General features: G+C 46.3%; 15 protein-coding genes, 1 other RNA gene and 1 pseudogene. 12 read left to right on the top strand and 5 right to left on the bottom strand.

Going from position 1 to position 19,377, the window contains the following annotated elements; all coding sequences use genetic code 11:
* Positions 1-49: 49 nt before the first annotated feature.
* The 3 genes from nadK to bamE all read left to right on the top strand — a co-directional run bounded on the left by nadK (position 50) and on the right by bamE (position 3,209).
* The gene (gene nadK / locus MUG06_RS00215) at positions 50-928 is read left to right on the top strand and encodes an NAD(+) kinase (RefSeq protein ID WP_243077376.1); all 879 of its coding nucleotides are present in this window, start codon (positions 50-52) and stop codon (positions 926-928) included.
* An 84-nt stretch (positions 929-1,012) separates the two neighbouring features.
* Complete coding sequence (gene recN, locus MUG06_RS00210) at positions 1,013-2,674, top strand: DNA repair protein RecN (protein ID WP_215845833.1); 1,662 nt, start codon at positions 1,013-1,015, stop codon at positions 2,672-2,674.
* Positions 2,675-2,861: 187 nt separating this feature from the next.
* A complete protein-coding gene (gene bamE / locus MUG06_RS00205) occupies positions 2,862-3,209 on the top strand; it encodes an outer membrane protein assembly factor BamE (RefSeq protein ID WP_215845832.1) in 348 nt (115 codons plus the stop codon).
* 103 nt (positions 3,210-3,312) lie between these two features.
* Here the strand turns inward: bamE and MUG06_RS00200 are convergent, their stop codons facing one another.
* Positions 3,313-3,603, bottom strand: a complete 291-nt coding sequence (locus MUG06_RS00200; protein ID WP_215845831.1) for an RnfH family protein — start codon at positions 3,601-3,603, stop codon at positions 3,313-3,315.
* A complete protein-coding gene (locus MUG06_RS00195; RefSeq protein ID WP_215845830.1) occupies positions 3,596-4,030 on the bottom strand; it encodes a type II toxin-antitoxin system RatA family toxin in 435 nt (144 codons plus the stop codon). The genes MUG06_RS00200 and MUG06_RS00195 overlap by 8 nt, the downstream gene beginning before the upstream one ends.
* Positions 4,031-4,188: 158 nt before the next feature.
* On the opposite strand from MUG06_RS00195, the gene smpB reads away from it, so the two are divergent.
* From smpB to MUG06_RS00180, 3 genes and pseudogenes are all read left to right on the top strand, one after another.
* Entirely contained in the window at positions 4,189-4,671 is a 483-nt protein-coding gene (smpB, locus tag MUG06_RS00190) for an SsrA-binding protein SmpB (RefSeq protein WP_215845829.1), read from the top strand.
* Positions 4,672-4,714: 43 nt separating this feature from the next.
* Positions 4,715-5,077, top strand: a transfer-messenger RNA (tmRNA) gene (ssrA, locus tag MUG06_RS00185).
* Positions 5,078-5,351: 274 nt separating this feature from the next.
* A pseudogene (locus MUG06_RS00180) lies at positions 5,352-6,008 on the top strand (primase-like DNA-binding domain-containing protein); the annotation flags it as partial.
* A 159-nt stretch (positions 6,009-6,167) separates the two neighbouring features.
* On the opposite strand, the gene MUG06_RS00175 reads toward MUG06_RS00180, so the two are convergent.
* On the bottom strand, positions 6,168-9,302 hold the full coding sequence (locus MUG06_RS00175; RefSeq protein WP_243077375.1) for an SIR2 family protein: 3,135 nt from the start codon (positions 9,300-9,302) through the stop codon (positions 6,168-6,170).
* 884 nt (positions 9,303-10,186) lie between these two features.
* Between MUG06_RS00175 and MUG06_RS00170 the strand changes: the two genes are divergently transcribed.
* Complete coding sequence (locus MUG06_RS00170; protein ID WP_215845823.1) at positions 10,187-11,041, top strand: PA4780 family RIO1-like protein kinase; 855 nt, start codon at positions 10,187-10,189, stop codon at positions 11,039-11,041.
* Positions 11,042-11,210: 169 nt separating this feature from the next.
* Here MUG06_RS00170 and MUG06_RS00165 read toward each other — a convergent pair whose 3' ends face one another.
* Together MUG06_RS00165 and MUG06_RS00160 are read right to left on the bottom strand one after the other, a co-directional pair.
* Positions 11,211-11,840 (bottom strand): aspartate/glutamate racemase family protein, encoded by a 630-nt coding sequence (locus tag MUG06_RS00165; protein WP_243077374.1) that lies wholly within the window; start codon positions 11,838-11,840, stop codon positions 11,211-11,213.
* A 190-nt stretch (positions 11,841-12,030) separates the two neighbouring features.
* Positions 12,031-13,842 carry a CDP-glycerol glycerophosphotransferase family protein gene (locus MUG06_RS00160; protein WP_243077373.1) on the bottom strand — a complete coding sequence of 604 codons (1,812 nt, stop codon included), beginning with the start codon at positions 13,840-13,842 and terminating at the stop codon, positions 12,031-12,033.
* A gap of 510 nt (positions 13,843-14,352) precedes the next feature.
* On the opposite strand from MUG06_RS00160, the gene MUG06_RS00155 reads away from it, so the two are divergent.
* The 5 genes from MUG06_RS00155 to MUG06_RS00135 are packed head-to-tail and all read left to right on the top strand — an operon-like array spanning position 14,353 to position 19,320.
* The gene (locus MUG06_RS00155; protein ID WP_215845822.1) at positions 14,353-15,921 is read left to right on the top strand and encodes an ABC transporter substrate-binding protein; all 1,569 of its coding nucleotides are present in this window, start codon (positions 14,353-14,355) and stop codon (positions 15,919-15,921) included.
* Positions 15,921-16,973 carry an ABC transporter permease gene (locus tag MUG06_RS00150; protein ID WP_215845821.1) on the top strand — a complete coding sequence of 351 codons (1,053 nt, stop codon included), beginning with the start codon at positions 15,921-15,923 and terminating at the stop codon, positions 16,971-16,973. Before MUG06_RS00155 ends, MUG06_RS00150 begins: the two co-directional genes overlap by 1 nt.
* Complete coding sequence (locus MUG06_RS00145) at positions 16,970-17,827, top strand: ABC transporter permease (RefSeq protein WP_215845820.1); 858 nt, start codon at positions 16,970-16,972, stop codon at positions 17,825-17,827. The genes MUG06_RS00150 and MUG06_RS00145 overlap by 4 nt, the downstream gene beginning before the upstream one ends.
* Positions 17,817-18,650: an ABC transporter ATP-binding protein gene (locus tag MUG06_RS00140; protein ID WP_243077372.1), complete on the top strand. Its 834-nt coding sequence runs from the start codon at positions 17,817-17,819 to the stop codon at positions 18,648-18,650. Before MUG06_RS00145 ends, MUG06_RS00140 begins: the two co-directional genes overlap by 11 nt.
* A complete protein-coding gene (locus MUG06_RS00135) occupies positions 18,643-19,320 on the top strand; it encodes an ABC transporter ATP-binding protein (RefSeq protein ID WP_243077371.1) in 678 nt (225 codons plus the stop codon). The genes MUG06_RS00140 and MUG06_RS00135 overlap by 8 nt, the downstream gene beginning before the upstream one ends.
* The last annotated feature ends 57 nt before the right edge of the window (positions 19,321-19,377 follow it).

Raw genomic sequence — 19,377 nt, 5'->3', positions numbered from 1 at the left:
AACCTATCACATTGCCTTGCCGTTTTAGCTTATAAGGAATACCCATTACATGAACAAACACTTTAACTGCATTGGTATCGTGGGTCATCCACGTCATCCTACTGCGCTCACCACCCACGAAATGCTTTGGCGCTGGCTAACAGCCAAAGGTTATCAAGTGATCGTTGAGAAGCAGATCGCGCAGGAACTTTCCCTGCATGATGTGCAAACCGGTACGCTTGCAGAAATCGGTCAGCAAGCCGATCTTGCGGTTGTTGTTGGCGGTGATGGAAACATGCTGGGCGCAGCGCGTGTACTGGCGCGTTATGACATTAAAGTGATTGGTATTAACCGCGGCAATTTAGGCTTTTTAACCGATCTCGATCCTGATAATGCTCAACAGCAATTAGATGAAGTGTTGCAGGGCAATTATTTTGTCGAAAGCCGCTTTTTGCTGGAAGCGCAGGTTTGCAGGCATGACTGTTCACCACGTATTGGTAGCGCGATAAATGAAGTCGTACTTCATCCTGGCAAAGTCGCACATATGATTGAATTTGAAGTCTACATTGACGAAGTATTTGCCTTTTCGCAGCGTTCAGATGGCTTAATTATTTCTACGCCAACCGGCTCAACGGCCTATTCACTTTCTGCCGGCGGCCCAATATTGACACCTTCTTTGGATGCCATTGTTTTAGTGCCTATGTTTCCGCATACCTTGTCCGCGCGTCCATTGGTGATTAACAGCAGCAGTACGATTCGATTACGTTTTTCATCACGGCGTAGTGACCTGGAAATCAGCTGTGACAGCCAAATTGCCTTGCCTATACAGGAAGGTGAAGATGTTCTGATCAGGCGTAGTGAGAATCACCTTAACCTAATCCATCCAAAAAATTACAGCTATTTCAATACGCTAAGCTCCAAACTCGGCTGGTCAAAAAAATTATTTTAAAAAATTGCGTGCCCTCTTTACTGGATAAAAAACCAGTTTATACTGTATGAAAAACCATATCTGTTTTTACATACAGGTGATTCTATGCTGGCACAACTGACCATCAGTAATTTCGCTATCGTTCGTGAGCTCGACATTGATTTTCAACGCGGTATGACAGCAATCACTGGTGAAACCGGTGCAGGTAAATCCATTGCCATTGATGCGCTGGGTTTATGCCTTGGCGGCCGTGCTGAGGCTGACATGGTACGTCAGGGTGCCAGCCGGGCCGATTTATGTGCCCGCTTCCAGTTAAAGTTATCACCTTCAGCCCAGCGCTGGCTGGAAGAGAATGATCTTGATGATGGCAACGAATGTCTGCTTCGCCGTATCATCAGCGCAGATGGCCGTTCACGTGGTTTCATTAATGGTACTGCTGTCCCGCTTTCTCAACTGCGTGATCTCGGCCAGTTGCTAATCCAAATTCATGGTCAACATGCTCACCAGCTGTTGCTCAAAGCCGATCATCAAAAACACCTTTTAGATGCTTATGCAGGTCATGACGATTTGCTACAGCGCATGCGCAGCCACTATCAAACCTGGCATCAGAGCTGTCGCACACTGGCACAGCATCAGCAGCTGGCGTTTGAACGCGAAGCGCGTCGCGAACTACTGCAGTATCAGTTGAAAGAGCTGAATGAGTTTGCACCGCAAGCGGGTGAATATGAGCAGATTGATGAAGAGTACAAACGCCTGGCTAACAGCGGTCAACTTCTTTCAACCAGCCAGCAGGCCTTACAACTGTTGGCTGACAGTGATGACAGCAATCTGAACAGCCTGCTTTATAGCGCTCGTCAGATGTTGTCAGAACTGGTTACGCTCGACGATAAAGTCAGTGGCGTATTCAATTTGCTTGAAGAAGCAGCGATTCAGCTCAGCGAAGCCAGCGATGAATTGCGTCACTACTGCGACAGCCTGGATCTTGATCCAAACCGCTTGTACGAATTAGAGATGCGCATTTCTCGGCAGATCGCGCTAGCGCGTAAACATCATGTCACGCCTGAAGGTTTACCTGAATTTCATCAGCAGTTGTTGGCAGAAGCAGAGCTGCTTTCGCAGCAAGAGAGTGATCAAGAGAGCTTGCAAACTCTGGTAACTGAGCACTATCAAGCTGCATTGCACAGCGCTGAGCAATTGCATGAACAGCGTTTGAAGTTCGCAAATGAATTGCAGCAGTTGATCACCCAAAGCATGCATATGTTGTCGATGCCACATGGCCGCTTCACTATTGAACTAATGTTTAATCCTGATCAGCTCACTGCTGATGGCGCCAGTCGCGTTGATTTCCAGGTTACGACTAACCCGGGTCAACCTTTGCAACCATTGGGTAAAGTTGCCTCAGGCGGTGAGCTTTCCCGTATCGCCTTGGCCATTCAGGTTATTACCGCGAAGAAAATGGAAACGCCGGCAATGATTTTCGATGAAGTTGATGTCGGTATCAGCGGACCTACGGCCGCGGTAGTGGGCAAGCTGCTGCGTCAGTTAGGCGAGTCTACTCAGGTCATGTGCGTGACGCATTTACCGCAGGTTGCGGGCTGTGGTCATCAACATTTCTTCGTTAGCAAAGAGACGGACGGTGAGATGACAGAAACGCATATGCAGCCGCTGGATAAGCGAGCCCGCCTACAAGAACTGGCGCGTTTACTGGGCGGCAGTGAAGTCACTCGCAACACGCTTGCTAACGCTAAAGAACTTTTAGCGGCCTAAGAAGGCACTTTTTTAACACAGCGCGGTCATATGCATGCTCTGTAGAGGTTCCCAATAGCGAAAAGGTTTATTATCATCGGCACCTTATGTCGCCAAAGTAATAAAGCCTGCCGCAAGCAGAGTTCAGATTTTGATGGCAACAAAAAGCCTGTTGAAAGGCGTTTGGCCCCAGAAAAGGAATGTATAAATGCGCTGTAAAACGCTGACTGCCGCGGCAGTGGTAATGTTAATGATGACCGCCGGATGTTCCACTTTAGAGCGCGTGGTTTATCGTCCGGATATCAATCAGGGTAATTACCTGGTTGCTAATGATGTGGCCAAGATTCATACCGGCATGACTCAGCAACAAGTTGCTTACACGCTGGGTACTCCAATGATGAAAGATCCGTTTGGCAGCAATGTCTGGTATTACGTTTTCCGTCAGGAACCGGGTCATGAAAGCGTAAAACAGCAGACGCTGACGCTTAACTTCGACGGTAATGGCGTACTCACTAACATTGATAACAAGCCGAACCTGACTCCAAAACGCGGTTAGTGTGGGATCAAGAATGATAAAAAAGGCGCATTTAGCGCCTTTTTTTATTTCGCTGGCTCGGGCCTGTAGAGAGTCATGCGGTGAGCAAGAAGATTTTATAGATTTACTTTTTGCTGCTTGCCCGCTCAGCACGTTGCCGACGCAACTCTTTGGGATCGGCAATCAGCGGGCGGTATATTTCAATACGATCACCTTCGTCCACGCTGTCACTTAGCTTTACAGGACGGCTAAAAATACCCACCTTATTACTACTAAGGTCGATCTCCTTACGCAACTCCAGTAACCCTGACGCTTTGATGGCCTGTTCTACCGTGCTGCCCTGCTCTACTTTAACGTAACGCAGATACTGTTTTTCAGGCAGCGCATAAACCACCTCAACGGAGATATCAGGCACTGTAAACCTCTTTGGCCCGCTGAGTGAAAGCCTGAACCATGCTATTAGCCAACTCTTTGAAGATGCGTCCAAAGGCCATCTCTACCAGCATGTTGGTAAATTCAAACTCCAGGCTTAATTCCACTTTACAGGCATCATCACCTAATGAGACAAAACGCCAGCCGCCAGTTAATTTACGAAATGGCCCATCAACCAGCTGCATGTGGATGCTCTGGTTGTCTGTCAGCGTATTAAGCGTGGTGAACGTTTTACTGATGCCCGCTTTCGAAACATCGACGGACGCTGTCATTTGATTCTCTGACGCATCCAATACGCGGCTACCGGTACAACCCGGCAGGAATTGGGGATACGCATCCACATCATTTACTAATTGGTACATCTGCCCGGCACTGAAAGGCACCAGCGCCGAACGACTAATCTGAGCCATAATGGTTCCTGTTCGTCACAAAACCGCTAAATAATAGCATTTTCAGCGGTTAAACAAAAATTCCTCGGTGTTTGGGTGTGCTAGAATATCCTGTTTCCTGACGCCCCGCTGGACAGGGGATGCGATAACCGACCAAGTGATGTAAAGTACTCAGCACTATGACAAAGAAAAAATCACACAAATCCGGTTCTGCCACAATTGCCATGAACAAGCGTGCCCGCCACGAATACTTCATCGAAGAAGAGTTCGAAGCAGGTTTGTCGCTGCAAGGATGGGAAGTTAAATCACTCCGCGCTGGAAAAGCTAACATCAGCGAGAGCTATATCTTGCTGCGCGATGGCGAAGCTTTCTTGTTCGGCTCGACCTTTCAACCCTTAGCTGTCGCGTCAAGTCACGTTGTTTGTGATCCAACACGCACCCGCAAGCTACTGTTGAAACAGCGCGAACTTGATTCGCTGTTTGGCCGAGTAAATCGCGAAGGTTATACCATCGTAGCCTTGTCGCTATACTGGAAAAACGCGTGGTGTAAATTGAAAATTGGCGTAGCTCGCGGTAAAAAAGAGCACGATAAACGCTCGGATATTAAAGATCGTGAATGGCAAATGGATAAAGCGCGCATCATGAAGAACGCCCGCCGTTAAACGCTGGATTCCGATGCGATTTTTTGCTAGTATTTGAAGTCTTGGGGCTGATTCTGGATTCGACGGGATTGTGAAGCCTTAGGAGCATGCCGAGGGGCGGTTTGCCTCGTTAAAAGCCGCAAAAAAATAGTCGCAAACGACGAAAACTACGCACTAGCAGCTTAATAACCTGCTTAGAGCCCTCTCTCCCTAGCCTCCGCTCTTAGGACGGGGATCAAGAGAGGTCAAACCCAAAAGAGATCGCGTGGACGCCCTGCCTGGGGTTGAAGCGTTAAATCCTATCAGGCTAGTTTGTCAGTGGCGTGTCCGTTCGCAGCTGACCGGCGAATGTAAAGACTGGACTAAGCATGTAGTGCCGACGGTGTAGTAATTTCGGACGCGGGTTCAACTCCCGCCAGCTCCACCAAAATTCTCCATCGGTGATTACCAGAGTCATCCGATGAAGTCCTAAGAGCCCGCATGGCGCAAGCCCTGCGGGCTTTTTTGTGTCTGTAACCATCCGAGACGATCCGTCTGAATTCAGTGATTATTAGTACACGTTTAGGTACACGCTATAATGTGGGCCAAAAACGTGTACCAGTTATGGACGGAAATCAGTCATGGCGCGGAATACACGCCCCCTCACCAATAACGAAATCCTTAAAGCTAAGCCTCAAGAGAAAGACTTCACGTTGCATGATGGCGACGGCGCGGGCATTAAGGCGATTACCGGCGGCGATGCGGTAGCCATCGATCCCAAATATCGCGATCCTTACTCAACGTATATACCGGCGGTGATTCTGGCGGTAAACAACAATCCGATGCGTTTCAGCGATCGCAGCGGCGGCGTATCACGTCGCCGGATAATCCTTACCTTCCCGGAAGTGATACCGGCTAAAGAACGCGACCCGCAGCTACTGGATAAAATCAGCACTGAGCTGGCCGTCATTGTTCGTCATTTGATGCAGCGCTTCGCGTCACCCGATGAAGCGCGCGAGATGCTGCAGGCGCAGCAGTCATCCGGCGAAGCGCTGGAGATAAAGCGACAGGCCGACCCGCTGGTCGATTTCTGTGGCTATCTGATGCCGTTGAGCACGCCCAACGGGCTGTTTATCGGTAACGCTAACATTCGCCCGATTAACCCTAAGCGCTATCTCTATCATGCGTATTTGTCGTTTATGGAATCGCGTGGGCATCAGCACCCGCTCAGCCTGACGGCTTTCGGCCAGGCGGTGCCGCTAACGTTGAAAGAGTATGAGCGAGTGCTGCTCAAGCGCCGGACGAATAACGGCATCCAGACCAACCTCACATTGCATGAGGACAGCGAGGCAGATTGGCTGCCCGCATGTAGCGCCTGACAAATCATCTAAAAAAAACTGGCTTAGCCCGGTTTTTTTAGATGATACAATTATCAATGTCAGCCAAGGTCAGCGATGAGCGGAAGCTTGAAGCTTTCTTATGACATGATGGAGGTATCACTAACCTCGCTACCTATTAATAATATGGGAGCAGAGCACTTACACTATAGACATAGTATTGCCAGCTACTCCTCTGAAACTAAATCCGATAAAGCATGATATTTTCGCTCCTGGAATGACATCCGGCCATTTTGAGCTATCAGTTAACGCACTGTAATGCACATAAATATTCTCGGGAAAATCGATGCATTGTATAAAGCAAAAGGACCCATGAACAGTCGAAACAGTTCCATGATAAGTTATTTTATTTCCTTCTGAATCTTTCATTTCTCCACGTACTTTATTCAGTACTGATGGAGGGTAAGGTATTTTTGCGAGTTCCAAAAACTCCTTTTTAGATTTTACAATGTCGCCATAAAGATATTCATGCCTTGCATAACTATATCTAGCTTCATAATGTGTATCACCAGTGGAGAAACTCCTCTTAAGGTGCGTTAAAATTTCTTCACGATTATCAAATTCATTTATACCAATGAGAAGCTTGGCAATTTCAAAATGAAGTGTTTTATTTATTGGGTGGTTGGAAATGGTATTTCGCAATAAATTAATGGCGTCAGTTTTTTTATCGGTAAAGTAGTATGATCGAGCCAAGCGAACAGCTGTATAAATACTGTCTTTATTCTTTTTAAATGAATGTTCAAGAGCCTTCAAAGCTCGTGGGGAATCTTTAATAAATTTCGAGTAATCAGACTCGAGCATCAGCAACTTATCATCCGATGGAAAAAGTTGAAGGCCCTTCTCAAGATTTGACTCCATTAGCTTTGTTAATTCACTTAAAACTTCATCATCATTTTCTGTATCGTTATCCTTGATAAATTCCATACGTTCTTTAATTTCTTCAAATAGAATTTGACCCTTTGTGAAGTATGGCAAGGAGTCTCTAGTTCCAGATAATGAACGATTCAAAATAGATAATGCGTCCTGCCTTAGTTTTCGCTTCTCACCATCTACATTTGATGACAATGCAAGTCGCCTATAAATGTTTGATTTAGTGTGTTGAAGAGTTCTTTTTAAAAGAGTACCTGGTTCTTCTTCTGCTTTAATAATGTAACCAAGGGCCGCTCTCAAATCTCCCCCTGGGTGATGTAATTCAAAAACAGCACGTTGATGATTAATCACAGAAGGATGAATACCAGCATCCTCTGCAACATTAAAGATAGAGTTAACTAATGATTTATTAGTAAATTCTTCTGCTAGTACTCTCCCCTTAATCATCTGTGATATTGCATGATTATCAGTATCGTAGCTTACATTCAAATACCTTATTATTTTTATAATCTGTTGGGATTTCTCCTCAGCAGTTGGTAACTTCTTTGCGAAGACAATATTTGCTATGTGTTGATGCCTGCTTTTATAAACGTAATCACCAATTTTGTAATCGTAGGTAACATTAACTATGTTTTCTAATGGAGCCATTAGCTTTTTATAAAACTCATTAAAGTTAACACCTTCAATTCTAGAGAGAAGCCCAGCCCTTACACCTATATCAAACCTATGCAGAGAACAAACATTCAAATATGCTACCTTTGCTTCAAATGGGTATATGTTTTCATATTCATCAATTATTATTTCTTCAAATGTTTTACCTTCTGTTGCCTCATGCAGTGCAACTAACAGTTGATTATTCAACTTGCTCTTTAAATACGAAAACCTTTCTGATTCAGCGAGCGTCCCCAAATACCCCAAGCAATTATATCTAGTTAGCTTATTAAGTAAGCTCTCAACTTCATTATTGTTCAAATCAAGCAAGTCAAATGAACTATTTAACTCTTGCTCAAAAAACTCTCCTTGAGTGTTCCACTCGTTAGTTCGACCTGATGTAATGAAAGTTATAGGGTAATTGAGTTTTTTTGCTTCTTTAATTAGCTCTAAAGATTTATCACCAAAATCTAAAATGTCATCTATAAATACATAAATCCGCTCTTTAATTAACAAGCTTGCTTCAAAAATAAGCTCCTTCCTAATTTCCGCGCCTTCACTGAGGAAAAAAGTTGGTTTATTGTATGTAATTCCAGTTTCCCACGCTGTTCTTTTTAAACAGACTGATTTTCCACTACCCGCATATCCTTTAACAACAAAAAACAAAGCCTTTTTCGCTTCTGCATTTTGGATATCAAAAACAGTGTTTTCAATAATCGAATCAATAATTTCTCTTGAAACATCATAAGCATTCATCAACCAACTGAATCCACGACTATTTCCTCTGTAAAACTTATTAGGTTCAACCGACTCTGAAGTTAAACCTGCGTGGATATGCAGCAATTCTCTTTCTATATACTGATTTAATTTTTCGCTCGGTCGATCATGAGACGCTATAAATTTATTGATAGTCGTGGTTGTTTCTGATAAAAGTTCGCTGAGTACCAAACTTGAAGAGGTAAAATGCTCACTCAATTTTTGCATAAACTCTACAAAAGTAAGAGGTAAACATTCGAATCGATTAGATGCCCAATACATTATATCTTGTTTTTCCAGGCTTGGGTCTACTAAAACATATTTAGGCCTTTCATTCGTGACTTCACTAACATCAAATATAAGATCCCTTACATTCTCATCAGAGATACTATAACCGCAAAATATGATTGTATGGCTGTAAGCAAGTTCTTTGAGTGTTGAAAATAATGAGACCCTATTTAATTTAAACTTATGATAATCATGACTTGAAAGGATTAAAGGAAGATTGTGATCATTTATTCTGGAAATGCAGCCATGCAACTTCAATAATGGAACAGAATTTTCATTAGAGAGAATAGATTGAATATCATCATTATCACCAACCACCCTTTTAAGGATTTGTGGTGCATTCTGGTTTGCTTTATAAGATTTCTCTACTAACTCATCATAATTTGTTGTAGCAATCGCTTTCCAGCGAATCTTTGTAATCAGTTCGTGGCCTATTGTAGGGATGAGATCATTGGTATGTTTCTTAATTAGCTCATGAACAGGGATCATTCCGGCTAAGTCTTTAGTCACAGCGCCAACATAGCTTAGATTTTTGCTTTTAGATTTACCTGACAAGAATTCGTCACAAATTAAATCTCTCAATCCGTTACCACTTAAACCCTTAAACTTTCCATCTTGCGACAGAGTACCTAAAGACGCTCCTGCACCTAAAAACAATATAGCTTTTCCACCCACGATCTGATTAATCAAATATTCACTTAGAAATTCCATGTCAAAGCACCCGATCAAACAAGATAAGTCATGATTATCTTGTATATTTGTCAATCAGGCAAATCCTAAATTTTGACTAAATTGCGATTGAAGGTTTCTTATTTATCATTAGATATCATATAGATATATCAGAGGGATTGTTATTATTGAAAAAAATTTGCATCCTCTTTATTGCTCTCAGTTGCTTAACACAGACTGATGTTCGCAACATCAGCTCCTAGCACAAAGCTGAACAGAGTTAACATGCAGCATCTGATAAATTTACATCATACATAGCTGCTTCGGTCGCTTTTATTATTGTGGCTAAGGTGATCACCCTCAGTGCACACTAGTGTACATCCCATCTCAAACCCTTCACTATTTAAATCGATGAATTTATTAAGTAAAAACCAAAATTGAACAGTGTGAATACTTTTCTCTCAAATCATTTTATTTTGGATTTAGCGCCGTGCATTCGTTATCATTGCTCTGCCGTTCCGGGGTATGAGATCTAATAATTGGTACACGCTTAGGTACACAACTAAAAGTTGAATTAGACAAAAACGCCTAAATACATGAGCTTGCGAGTTTTATTCAGATTCCGCCAGCCCAGAACTCTCCATCGGTGATTACCAGAGTCATCTGATGAAGTCCTAAGAGCCCGCACGGCGCAAGCCCTGCGGGCTTTTTTGTGTCTTAAATTAGCGCTGCGAAATCTGAATTTTCCTGAATAAATCCAAACTTTTTAGACACCTTGAGAAGTACCTCGTAAAATGTGATTGTTTTCGTGATGCCTAAACGACGAAAACCCAATGATAGCCATTGTCCAAACTCTGCCAATTTTTTCCAGTATCATCGTTTGTGTTATTGATACGAAAAGCGGCTGAAATAAGGTATAAAGCCGCATGAAAATCCCAAACAGAATCCAACCGCTGGTCGATGACGGCCTGATAGACGAAGTGCTCCAGCGTCTAAAAAGCGGCAAAGAAGCAGACGTGTACACTGTCTTATGTGGTGACAAAATCCAGTGCGCCAAAGTGTACAAAGAAGCAACGCAACGTAGCTTTAAGCAAGCCGTGCAGTACCAGGAAGGTCGTAAAGTCCGTAATTCGCGTAATAGCCGTGCAATGCAAAAAGGTTCCAAATTCGGACGCAAGCAGCAAGAAGAGTCCTGGCAAATGGCAGAGGTCGATGCGTTGTTCCGTCTGGCTAACGCGGGTGTGCGCGTACCACAGCCTTATATGTGTATCGACGGCGTCTTACTGATGGAGCTGGTCACGGATGTTGAAGGTATGGTCGCTCCTCGTCTTAGCGATGTGACCTTAACAGAAGAAAGTGCCATTGCTGATTTCGATACCATGATTCGCAATATTGTGCGCATGTTGTGTGTAGGCATCGTACATGGCGACTTATCAGAATTTAACGTGTTGCTCGATGCGAATGGCCCGGTAATTATCGACTTGCCGCAGGCGGTAGATGCCGCGGCTAACAACCATGCTCAATCAATGTTTGAACGCGATGTGAATAACATCACCGCTTATTATGGTCAGTTCGCACCACAATTATTGCAAACGCGTTATGCGAAAGAAATTTGGCTGTTATATGAAGATGGAAAATTAACGCCAGAAACACCGCTAACCGGTCTCTTCGTCGAAGAGAATCACACAGTGGATATGGATTCGTTGATGGATGAAATCATTGCAGCGGAAGATGAGTTTTACGAGCGGCAGCGCGCAAATAAAGAGCGAGACGATGAATAAATGCCAGAACGATATGCGTCGCTGAGGTGCTTTAGCAGCAGAAAAGAATCGTGGAAAGAGAAGCAGCCAGACGCTGAATACACGCAATCTGCTCCAGTCGAATTAAGCTATCTCATTTAAAAAAGCCCGTGAAAGCGGGCTTTTTTGTCTTTGATACCCACAGTAACTTTTAGCCAAAGCAGCGTTGTAAACTGAGATGTGGGCTTGCTAATACACGAGCATCACCCGTAAAAGCTTTAATCGCTGGTGCCATAGAGACTTGTGCCAATGCAACATTATCTGCCCCCTCATCTAATGCTTTTTTGATCGCTTCAGCTATTAACGCAAGATAGTTATCTCGATCGCCTGATTTAAAGATCTGCCATGCTTCCGATACCAGTCGTACTTCAGGCTGTAACCGTGTCGTATCTCGACAAAAAAGGGCTGTCGTGGTCGCTAATGTAGACGGTGCGGCATAAAGCACCACCGACTTTCCGGGACGATCACCTAATACATCTGCCAACATTTGATCGGTTCGGTACACTGCGCATCTCTTTTCCAAACAAGGGAAATTTTCAGCTACTGCACCCAGCGTTGAACAGGTGATCAAAACGGCGTCAAAATGAGGCATTATCGATTGAATAAAAGAGACCAATTGCTGCTTTAGTTCCACCGTCAATCTGCCTGCCCGCTCAGCTTCAGCCAACCAGTGTGGCACGACAAGATGACTTAAATGAATAGCGGGAATGTTGAGTTTACAGGCAGCGTCGTCAAAAATAGCGATATTACTCGCGGCGGTATGTAAGCAGGCTACAGCCATTAGATTTCCCATTCATTGAGTGCGTTACGCTAGTAAAACATCAATGGACGATATTCAACTTCATCAAAAGTTGCAACAATATTATCAGGTTAACTTTGCGCTTTTTAATCAAGCGTAATATTAAAGCCATACCAATGATTAATTTAGAATATCAATTTTATTGTCGTTATTAACGCCTAAACTAACCCCCCTAACCTCTTAACGACTGGTAGATAATATTTGTGATTTTCTCGCCTACGGTTACATCATCTATTTGTAACTCTTCCTGTAAAACCTTTTCACGTTTTAACCGCATTGGATCGCGATCGTTGACAATATTTTCCACAAACCGTGCAATATCCTTTTCATTCCTTGCCACATCATAGGCATCATAAATGAAATCTGCGGTTTTATTCAGTCCGTAACACGTTTTATGGGTTAGATAAAGAATGGGTTTTTTCGAGGGGAGGTATTCAAGTAAAAAAGATCCCATATCAGCAATAAGCGCATCAGATTGGGAGAATGAAGATTTATAATCATGACTGAAGTCCCAGCTAACATTATTCCGGGCCTTTGAGATATCAACGAGCTTTTTGTAGTTATCCTGAGTCTTTTGACTTGCCACATTCAACCACTGTTTTAGCAAAGGATGAGGACGAATGATCACATGAACATCATCACGTTCAATCAGTTTTATCATGGCTGCATGATAAATATTAAATGTGCTGTACATCTTCCGGTTTCCCGGCAGGATAAAATGGGGTGTCCAAAGAAACGTTTTAACCTTCCCCTTCGTTTTATTCTCTTCATCAAGACCATAACGGCGATCATAATAATCAAATTTAGGATGCCCCGTGACATAGACATGCTTATTACCTGCATGGCATTGAGACGCAAACTCTTTTCTGTGTCTTTCGGAGCGAGAGAAAATCCATGTCGCTAAATTTTGACATAGCAAATTGTATTGATACACCATGGTTTCTTCACCGATGCCTGTATCGAGCGCATAAGGAATATAGGCAATTTTAACGCCACGCTGATACAGATATTCGCTGCGAAAAGCTTCTGGCCTCGCTTCATCATAAGGATTCTGCAGGAAAACGACATCAGGCTGGCGTGAATCCAGCGAATAATCCTCGAAACCAATGTAATCGAGCGACCTCTCTTTGAGTATGCCGCGCTGGATATCACCCCTTAGATCGGTGGCGTTGAAGTTCAGATAGGGCACAACAACAATACGACAATCAAAAGCGGGATTACTGCGCATAGCATCAATCACCGATTCAAAATTTGTCCATCCTGGCGGCCACTGGAAGTAAAAGTCCACTTTGATTGGGCCAGAGGGTGAAGGTGATAATTTTGCAGGAGAGATGATTTCGTGTAATGGCTTGTTAAACTGCGAGCGACAATCACTATTTTCGCTCATGCTTTTATCAGTAAAAGGGCTGCCGCTAGTGGGGAAAATGCCTAACCATAAATCCCGATGCATACCTGTGTGCCAGTTTACGTCCAAAGCATATTCTTGCTCACTTTTTCCCTGAAGCAAGGCTTGTAATCCACAGCGGTAATTGGTTAATAACGAGGTGTAATAATCTTTATTAACCACGTAGGCACAGGCAGATCCCGCAACATTAACGCGGACCAGATAATCAACCGTTTTAACCGGCGTGACTTTATAGTAATTTGCAGCGAAGAGCGCAACACTCCATTTTATCTTCGATAATGCATTGAGAAAGCGATTTATATTTTCATAATTAATTTCACACTCATTAAAACAAAAATCATCCTCAATGATAAAAGCATTATGCCAACCCTGCGTTTGCGCCATCTCTACTGCATTAATATGTGCTTGAGTCCGATGACAAGCTGAAGATTCACCTGATGGCGTTTCAATACGAACAATTTTATCATCAGGTACCCCCAAAGCACGCAATTGGTCAGCGAGGAACGCCCAGCGGCCTTGATCTCCATCAAGTATTATTAATATGAATTTATCAATAACCTGCCAGTTTATCATCGTCATAATGCCATCATATCTTTTACAGTTAATAAATATCACCTGCGGGCAAGCCTGATACTGGCTTACTCACTGAAATGACGTGCCTATTCACCTAAAGCGACAAAGCGGGTTAAAACTTAAATTCCCCTATTAAAAAAGACAAACCCATTCAACCGTTTAAAAGAGTGGAACACGATTTTTTTATTTTAACCACCCTTATTAAATATACGTTCACGCAAAGATCCGAAACTTTTCTGTTTACTCAAACTGATTGAAAAAAAGATTGATAACTCTCATTAAAATAAAATCGTGCCACCGGCTTATGTTATTAATGCGCTAAGAATGTCTAACAGAAGTATGCATTTTTTCTCGGCTCTATTACGCTTGTAGCGTTTGAACGTAATGTCTGCCCACTCGCTTATAACTGCATCGTCATCCTTATACCTTTTTTGCATATCATTAGCCTATTTTCGACTATTCTTCGTCTCGGCCCTTTCGTACACTCGCGTTACTTTTTTTAGGCAAGGAAATTTCATGAAAACAATAATTCCATCACTGCTGGCAATGACGCTGGCTGCAGCCTTCACAGCCCATGCCGCCACGCCAAAAGATACGCTGGTGATTGCTCAATCAACTGATGATGCCGACAGTTTTGATCCGGCCAAAGGTTTTGAACTTACCACCGTGCAGGCTTTTACCAATATCTATCAACGTCTGGTGCAGTCTGATCCGCAAAATCCTATCGATCTGCAGCCGACATTAGCCACTTCCTGGCAAGCTGGCAGCGACAATCGCAGTATGACGTTTGAGCTGCGTAAAGATGCGAAATTTGCCAGCGGCAATCCGCTGCGTCCAGAAGATGTGATCTTCTCGTTGGGTCGCGTGGTCAAGCTGAACCTTGATCCTTCTTTTATTCTTACCCAGCTCGGCTGGAACAAAGACAACGTTGATACTTTCCTGAAGAAAGTCGATGACAATCATGTTCAGATTAGCTGGAGTGCTAACGTCAGCCCAACATACGTTCTGAGCCTGCTTTCTGCGCCGGTTTCATCCATTGTTGATGAAAAAACGGTGATGGCGAATGCAAAGAATGGTGACTTCGGTAATCAGTGGTTAGCAACGCATTCAGCAGGCAGCGGTCCTTACCAGATCCGCAAAGTCGTTCTGCATGAAGTGGTGTTGCTGAGCGCCAATCCAACCTCACCTGCAGGTGCGCCAAAGCTGAAAAACATTTTAATTAAAAACGTACCGGAACCCGCTGCTCGCCGTCTGTTGCTGGAGCAAGGTGATGCGGATATTGCCCGCAACCTGGGTGCTGACCAGATTGCTTCACTTAAAGGTAAAGCTGGCGTGAAGACCGAAGCCATTCCAATGGCGTCGCTTTACTATATTCAGTTCAATATAGGCGCCAATGATACGCTGAAAAATCCGGCGTTTTGGGAAGCAGCGCGTTACCTGTGGGATTATAACGGCATCGCCAATGACTTGCTGAAAGGCCAGTTTGATGTGCATCAGACTTTCCTGCCGAAAGGTTTCCTCGGCGCGCTGAACGATACGCCCTACAGCTATGATCCTGAAAAAGCCAAAGCGATTCTGAAAAAAGCGGGTTTAAACAACGTCTCCTTTACGCTTTCTACCAGCAATCAACCGCCATACCTTGATATCGCGCAAGCGTTACAAGGCAGCTTCGCCAAAGGCGGCGTGAAAGTGGACGTGGTGCCGGGATTAAGCTCTGAAGTCTCTACTAAAGTAAAAGCGCATCAATACCAGGCTACGCTCAATGCATGGGGTTCCGACTATTTCGATCCGAACACCAACGCCGCTTCTTACGCTTATAACCCGGAAGATGGCAGCAAAACCCTGGCTTATCGATCAGACTGGCATATCCCGGAACTGAATAAGCAGGTATTAGCCGCAACCGCTGAAAGCGATCCAGCGAAGCGCGTTGCATTATATGAAGCTATGCAGCGCGAAGTGCTGAAGAACTCGCCGTATGTGATTGGTATGCAGGCGAAAAACCTGATTGCTCTGCGTGATAACCTCAAAGGCTATGTACAGGGCATCAACCCTGACATGGTTTACTACTCGCAGGTTACGAAGTAATGGCAAATTCTGCCCACTCTGCCGGGTTCGCCCGGCATTTTTGGCAGCGTGCCGGGCGCGTTTCCACCAGCTTGCTGTCGCTGCTGGTGACGTTGCTCGGCCTGCTCGCCTTCACCTTTATGTTGTCGCACCTTTCACCGATCGATCCGGTGCAGCAGATTGCGGGCGATCACGCCAGCGAAGCGACCTATGAGCAGGTACGCCACGAGCTGGGTCTGGATCAGCCAGTATTAATGCAGTTCTGGCACTACATTGAGCATTTGGCGCGGGGCGATCTGGGTGTGTCACGGTTGACTAACCAGCCGGTCAGCAATGATTTGATGCAGACTTTCCCGGCGACGATTGAACTGGCCAGCTGCGCAATGATCTTCGCGGTAGTGTTTGGTGTTAGCCTGGCGTTACTTGCGGCATGGAAGCCAGGCAGCATCATCGATAACATCGCTCGCTTTATTTCACTGTTGGGCTATTCAGTGCCAGTGTTCTGGCTCGGCCTGCTGGGCATGCTGCTCTTTTACGCCGTGCTGCATTGGTCAGCCGGACCGGGACGACTGGATGATATCTGGGTTTATACGCTGGAGCCAAAAACCGGTTTTGTGTTGATCGACAGCTGGCTGTCGGGCGAGCCGGAGATGTTCCGTAATGCGATTGCGCACTTATGGTTGCCGGTAGTGATTTTGGGCCTGCTGGCGATGGCAGGTATTACGCGCCTGTTGCGTGCTGCACTGCTGGAAGAGAGCAGTAAAGAGTATGTGACGCTGGCTCGCGCCAAAGGTGCCGGACGCGTTCGTATCCTGCTGCGTCATATCTTTCCCAACGTACTTGGCACGCTGGTCACGGTGATTGCCCTTTCCTACGCCACGCTGCTGGAAGGTTCAGTGCTAACCGAAACCGTGTTTGCCTGGCCTGGCGTCGGTCGTTACATGACCAATGCGCTGTTCTCCGGCGATGTGCCCGCAATCTTGGGTGCCACATTACTGATTGGCGGCTGCTTTATTTTAATTAATGCGCTGGCGGATGCCCTTACCTGGTTAACCGATCCGAGAACCCGATGACGCAACAACTCTCTGAACTTGAAACTGTGCGGCCTCGACGCCGCCAACGCCGCGTCACCTCATTAACGATTGGTCTGACGTTAGTGGCGATCCTGATCCTGATGGCGCTGCTGGCTCCGCTGCTTTCGCCTTACGATCCCAACCTGCAAACCATATCGAATCGCCTGCTGCCGCCTTCCGCGCTGCACTGGTTCGGCACTGACGGCTTTGGTCGCGATTTGCTGTCCCGCGTGATTTACGGTGCGCGTCCAACACTACTGCTGGTGTCGTTGATTTTGATTCTAACCATCCCGGTTGGTCTGCTGATTGGCATCACCGCAGGTTACGTCGGTGGCTGGACGGAGCGTGTGCTGATGCGCATCACCGATATCTTCCTGTCGCTGCCCAATCTGGTGATTGCACTGGCGCTGGTGTCAATTATGGGGCCGGGATTAATGAACGGCGCGCTGGCGCTGGCGCTGACCAGTTGGCCACCGTTTGCTCGCCAGGCTCGTGCTGAAACGCTGGCGCTGCGCCGCAGTGATTACCTTGCCGCCGCACGTATGCAGGGCATTACCGGCTTCCGCCTGATGTTTGGCCATATTCTGCCACTTTGCATGCCGACAGCGGTGGTGCGAGCGGCCCTGAGTCTGGGCGGCATTATTCTTTCTGCTGCTGGCCTCGGCTTTCTCGGCATGGGCGTACAGCCGCCAACGGCTGAATGGGGTTCAATGGTCGCGGAAGGCAGTAAAGTCATTTTCGACCAATGGTGGGTTGCTGCCGCTCCGGGCGCCGCGATTCTGTTCGCCAGCCTCGCTTTTAATCTGACAGGCGACGGCCTGCGTGACCGACTGGATACCCGACATGCAAAATAATGTCTTACTTCATGCCGAGTCGCTCACTATTCGTAGCGATGATGCGCTGCTGGTAGATAACATCAGTTTTACCCTTGGCCGTGAGCGCGTGGCGCTGGTGGGCGAATCTGGCTCGGGTAAATCTCTGACTGCTCGCTCCTTGATGGGCCTACTCTCCCCTGCTCTGCATTTACAGGCAAAACAGCTGCAAATAGCCGGAGAAAACGCGCTGAAGTTACGTGAGCGAGACTGGAATACGCTGCGTGGCAACCGCGTTGCGATGGTGATGCAAGATCCGAAATATGCCCTCAATCCTACCCGCACAATCGGCTGGCAAGTTGAGGAGCCGCTGCTGCTGCATCGCCGCCTCAGCCGCGCTGAGCGTAAAGAGAAAGTGTGCGAAATGCTCAATGCAGTGGGATTACCTGATCCACGTCGACTGATGCAAAACTATCCTCACCAGCTTTCTGGCGGCATGGGCCAGCGCGTGATGCTGGCGATCGCCTTGATCACCGATCCCGATTTCCTGATTGCTGATGAACCGACATCCGCACTGGATCATGCTATGCGCGATCAAGTGCTGGCGCTGATCCGTGGTTTAGTCGAAGCGCGCAATATGGGTTTGTTGCTGATCAGCCACGATCTTCAGCAGGTTTCAGAGCACTGCGAACGCGTGATGGTAATGTACAAAGGCCAACTGCTGGATACGCTGCCGGCTAATGAGCTGCCTAACGCCACCCATCCTTATACGCGCACCTTGTGGTCGTGCCGCCCGAGCAAAGCTACGCATGGCCAAACGCTGCCGGTGTTGGATCGTGCTGCGCTGGAGGTGAATCGTGATTAATTTGCAGAACCTGAGCGTAGCGCACAAGCAGGGTTACGAGCTGCGTACCGTGGTGCATGATGTCAATCTCCAGGTTGAAGCGGGTGCCTGCTTTGGTTTGGTTGGCCCATCCGGCTGCGGTAAATCTTCGCTGCTGTGGGTTATGGCCGGACTCAATCCGCACTGGCAAGGCAAGATGCAGCTGGCGGGTAAAGATGTTGCGCCGGGTAAACCGTTTACCGGCGAATTGCGTCGCGACGTACAGATGGTTTTTCAAGATCCCTACGCCTCGCTGCATCCGCGTCACCGCCTGCGTCGTACCCTTGCCGAGCCGTTAAAATTGCTGAGGCGCGACAACATTGACGATCGTATCAATCAAGGCTTTCGCCATGTTGGCCTGGATCCGGCACTGGCGGATCGCTATCCGCATCAGCTTTCAGGCGGTCAACGTCAGCGTGTAGCGATTGTACGTGCGCTGCTGCTTGAGCCGAAGATCCTGCTGTTAGATGAGCCGACGTCGGCACTCGATATGTCGGTACAGGCTGAGATCCTTAACTTGCTAAGCGATCTGAAACGCCAGGATGGCTTAACCATGGTGTTGGTGAGTCACGATCCTGATGTGATCGATCACATGTGTGACAGCGCGGTACGCATGGCGCAGGGCCGCATCATTGAGCAGATCGGCGCGTAGTACTTGAAGCGTGGTCCAATTTCGTCGTAGGGTAAAATCCCGTAAACGGAATGCTGA

The organism is Pantoea sp. MQR6 (assembly GCF_022761075.1).
Taxonomy (GTDB): Bacteria; Pseudomonadota; Gammaproteobacteria; order Enterobacterales; family Enterobacteriaceae; genus Pantoea; species Pantoea phytostimulans.
The sequence above is the reverse complement of the archived record's forward strand: the minus strand, read 5'-3'. Positions and strand labels throughout refer to the sequence as shown.

Coding starts and splice junctions, on each gene's coding strand:
- nadK (WP_243077376.1), top strand. CDS start 50: ATGAACAAACACTTTAACTGCATTGGTATCGTGGGTCATCCACGTCAT.
- recN (WP_215845833.1), top strand. CDS start 1,013: ATGCTGGCACAACTGACCATCAGTAATTTCGCTATCGTTCGTGAGCTC.
- bamE (WP_215845832.1), top strand. CDS start 2,862: ATGCGCTGTAAAACGCTGACTGCCGCGGCAGTGGTAATGTTAATGATG.
- MUG06_RS00195 (WP_215845830.1), bottom strand. CDS start 4,030: ATGGCTCAGATTAGTCGTTCGGCGCTGGTGCCTTTCAGTGCCGGGCAG.
- smpB (WP_215845829.1), top strand. CDS start 4,189: ATGACAAAGAAAAAATCACACAAATCCGGTTCTGCCACAATTGCCATG.
- MUG06_RS00175 (WP_243077375.1), bottom strand. CDS start 9,302: ATGGAATTTCTAAGTGAATATTTGATTAATCAGATCGTGGGTGGAAAA.
- MUG06_RS00170 (WP_215845823.1), top strand. CDS start 10,187: ATGAAAATCCCAAACAGAATCCAACCGCTGGTCGATGACGGCCTGATA.
- MUG06_RS00165 (WP_243077374.1), bottom strand. CDS start 11,840: ATGGCTGTAGCCTGCTTACATACCGCCGCGAGTAATATCGCTATTTTT.
- MUG06_RS00160 (WP_243077373.1), bottom strand. CDS start 13,842: ATGACGATGATAAACTGGCAGGTTATTGATAAATTCATATTAATAATA.
- MUG06_RS00155 (WP_215845822.1), top strand. CDS start 14,353: ATGAAAACAATAATTCCATCACTGCTGGCAATGACGCTGGCTGCAGCC.
- MUG06_RS00150 (WP_215845821.1), top strand. CDS start 15,921: ATGGCAAATTCTGCCCACTCTGCCGGGTTCGCCCGGCATTTTTGGCAG.
- MUG06_RS00145 (WP_215845820.1), top strand. CDS start 16,970: ATGACGCAACAACTCTCTGAACTTGAAACTGTGCGGCCTCGACGCCGC.
- MUG06_RS00140 (WP_243077372.1), top strand. CDS start 17,817: ATGCAAAATAATGTCTTACTTCATGCCGAGTCGCTCACTATTCGTAGC.